This is a genomic window from Longimicrobium sp. (assembly GCF_036387355.1).
Classification (GTDB): domain Bacteria; phylum Gemmatimonadota; class Gemmatimonadetes; order Longimicrobiales; family Longimicrobiaceae; genus Longimicrobium.
The window spans coordinates 1-3118 of record NZ_DASVTX010000268.1; the positions used below are offsets into that span (position 1 = coordinate 1).

Sequence of the window (3118 nt, forward strand, 5' to 3'; positions counted from 1 at the left end):
CGCGGACAGCAGCGCTTCCGCTTCCTTCAGCATGCCCACAATCTGCGTGGACGTGTATGTCGCCTGCTTCATGAGTCCTCCTCTCCCCTCGGGCAGTGTGGACTCCCATTCTAGCTGGTTCATAATACGGGGGGCAGGCCAAGATCACCTCCCGCCACGCGCGGGCAATCCGCACCATCGCCGCGTGCGCGCCGGGCGACACGCCGGTCATGTGCACGAAGCCGTGGCCGTGCGCGGGAACGTGGATCCGCCGCACCGGGGTTCCGGCACGCTCCATGGCGTCGAAGTACACCTCCGCCTCGTCGCGCAGCAGGTCGAATCCCGCCGTCACCCCCAGCGCGGGCGCCATCCCGGAAAGATCGTCGGCGTACGCCGGCGACACGCGCGGGTCGGCCAGGCCCACCCCCGTCCCGCCCAGGTAGAATCCGTCGAAGGCGTCGCGGTCCGCCTGGTCCAGAAAGTACCCGCGCCCGAACAGCGCCTGCGACGGGCGCGGCGTTACCCCATCCGTGGGCGGATAGATGAGGAGCTGCGCGGCGGGCGGCGCATCGCCCCGCGTTTCCCGCGCGATCACCGTCGCCAGGTTGGCGCCGGCGCTGTCCCCGCCGATCCCCACGCGCGCCGGGTCCGCCCCCAGTTCCGCCGCGTGCGCCTGCGCCCACCGCAGCGCCGCCGTCGCGTCCTGCAGCGCGGCGGGAAACGGATGCTCGGGCGCGAGCCGGTAATCGACCGCAAGCACGTGCATCCCCGCCTCGCGGCACAGGATGCGGCACGGCTCGTCGTGCGTGTCCAGGTCGCCGATGGTGAACCCGCCGCCGTGCAGGTAGACGGTCAGCGGCGCGGGGCCGGTCCCATCCGGCACGTAGTGGCGCAGGCGCAGCGGACCGCCCGGCCCGCGGATCACCCCATCCCGCACCCGCGCCACCGGCGTGCGGCGCCACTGGAACACCAGCGTCTCGTGCCGGTAGCGCGCCCGCGCCACGTCCAGCGACGGCTCGCAAAGGCCGTGGGAACCGCGCCGCCGCCGTACCGAACGGGCAAGCTGCACGTGCGCATCCAGCGTGCGCCCATCCGCCGTCACCGCGGGCTCGCCGGAAAGGCGCACCGCCATCCCCGGCGGCAGGCGCGGCATCAACCGCCCCACCAGCACCTCGCCGCGCGCCGCCACGGAGAGCCGCGGCGCGGGCGGTTCCGTCCACTCGACGCTCATCGCGGCATCCTTCCGTCCATGGTGGTCATCCGGTATTCCGATGGGTCAAAGCGCGACAGCCTGCGGCGGAAGCGCCAGGTGAAGTCCGGCCAGAGCGTGGAATTGCGCCCCGTTTCGTCCAGGTACCAGCTCGCGCATCCGCCGTGCGTCCATACGGTTCCGCGCATCCGCCGGTCCACTTCGGCCACGAAGGCGGCCTGCGCTTCCGGGCGCGGCTCCAGCGCGGCCACGCCCGTCTCCCGCATGTGGCGCAGCGCGCGGATCACGTGCTCCAGCTGCGCCTCGATCATGTACACGACACTCGTGTGGCCCAGCCCCGTGTTGGGCCCCAGGAGGATGAACAGGTTGGGAAATCCCGCCACCGTCGTGCCCAGGTGCGCCTGCGGGCTCCCCTTCCACGCCTCCGCCAGGGTGCGCCCCTCCCGGCCGCGCGTCACCGGCGCCAGCGGCGGGTCCGTCGGGCGAAAGCCGGTGCCCAGAATGATCGCGTCCACCTCCCGTTCCACGCGATCGCGCGTGATGATGGAGCGCGCGCGGATCTCGGCGATGGCATCCGTCACCACCTCCACGTTGGGCCGCGTGAGGGCGGGGAGATAGTCGTTGCTGAGCAGGACGCGCTTGCACCCCATGGTGAAGTCCGGCGTCAGCTTCGCGCGCAGGACGGGATCGGGAACGCTGCGGCGCAGATGGCGCAGGGCCGTCCGCTGCGCCACCGCCATTGCGCGCGGGTTGCGGAATCCAAAGACGAACGCCTCGCGCGCCAGGTAGATCCCCGCCCGCACGGCCTTCTGCGCGGCGGGCACCCGGCGGAACAGGGCCTGCCCCGCGCGCCCCAGCGGCCGGTCGTGGCGAGGGATGATCCACGGAGGCGTGCGCTGGAACAGGTGCAGCCGCCCGACCACCGGCTGAATGGCGGGAACGAACTGGATGGCCGACGCCCCCGTGCCGATCACCGCGACGCGCTTGCCCGCCAGGTCGTACGCGTGGTCCCACTGGCTGGAGTGGAAGGCGCGCCCCCGGAACGCGTCCAGCCCGGGGATGGCGGGAATCATGGGGTCGCTCAGCGCCCCGGCCGCCATCACCAGCACGGGGGCGGCGAAGTCGCGGCCGGCCGCGCGGACGCGCCAGTGGCCTGCGGCCTCGTCCCACTCCGCAGACGTGACCTCGTGATGAAAGCGGACGCGGGGCAGGATTTCGTACTCCTCCGCCGTGCGCCGCAGGTACGCCTGGATCTCGGGCTGGCGGGAAAAGCTGTGGCTCCACTCCGGGTTGAGCGCAAAGGAGAACGAGTACAGGTGCGACTGCACGTCGCAGGCGGCGCCGGGATACGTGTTGTCGCGCCACGTGCCGCCCACGTCGCCCGCGCGCTCCAGGATCAGGAAGTCGTCCCGGCCCTCCTGGCGCAGGCGGATGGCCATTCCCAGCCCGCCGAACCCGCTCCCGATGATGATGATCCCCGTCCGCGTCTCCGCACCCGCCACCGCCGCCTCCCGTCCCCGTGAGATCGTCATCCACACCCGCCTTCCATGCCCGCCTTCCGGACGGCGATGATCCGCCGCTCCCCGCAATCTCTGCCCGGAGCCGCGCCTTTTGCATCGGTCAAGCCACCCGGTCCGCCATCCGTTTCCGGTGCGGCGGGCGCGATGCTATATTGTACGCCACGGGCGTGACGCGCGCCCGCCGCACCGTACTACCTCGCCGTCACCGCGGATCACCGTCCACACGGCGGGACGCGTGGCCCGCGCGGGGCTGCTGGCGACCCGCGGCAGCCTGATCCGACCCCGATCCACGGGAAGCATGATGATGTTCACTCGCGCCGGTCTGGCGCTGGCGTGCGCGGCCCTGCTCGCCTCTTCCCCCGCCGCCGCCCAGCAGGCATCCGCGGGAATCCACACTCTCGCGACCGTG

2 protein-coding genes are annotated in these 3118 nt (G+C 72.3%); both read right to left on the reverse strand.

Features of this window, described 5'->3' with window-relative positions; all coding sequences use genetic code 11:
• On the reverse strand, window positions 1-1210 hold a 1210-nt coding region (locus VF665_RS11505), incomplete at its 3' end, for an alpha/beta hydrolase (protein WP_331053578.1).
• Window positions 1207-2721 (reverse strand): NAD(P)/FAD-dependent oxidoreductase, encoded by a 1515-nt coding sequence (locus VF665_RS11510; RefSeq protein WP_331053579.1) that lies wholly within the window; start codon window positions 2719-2721, stop codon window positions 1207-1209. The genes VF665_RS11505 and VF665_RS11510, both read right to left, overlap by 4 nt.
• Between the last annotated feature and the right edge of the window lie 397 nt (window positions 2722-3118).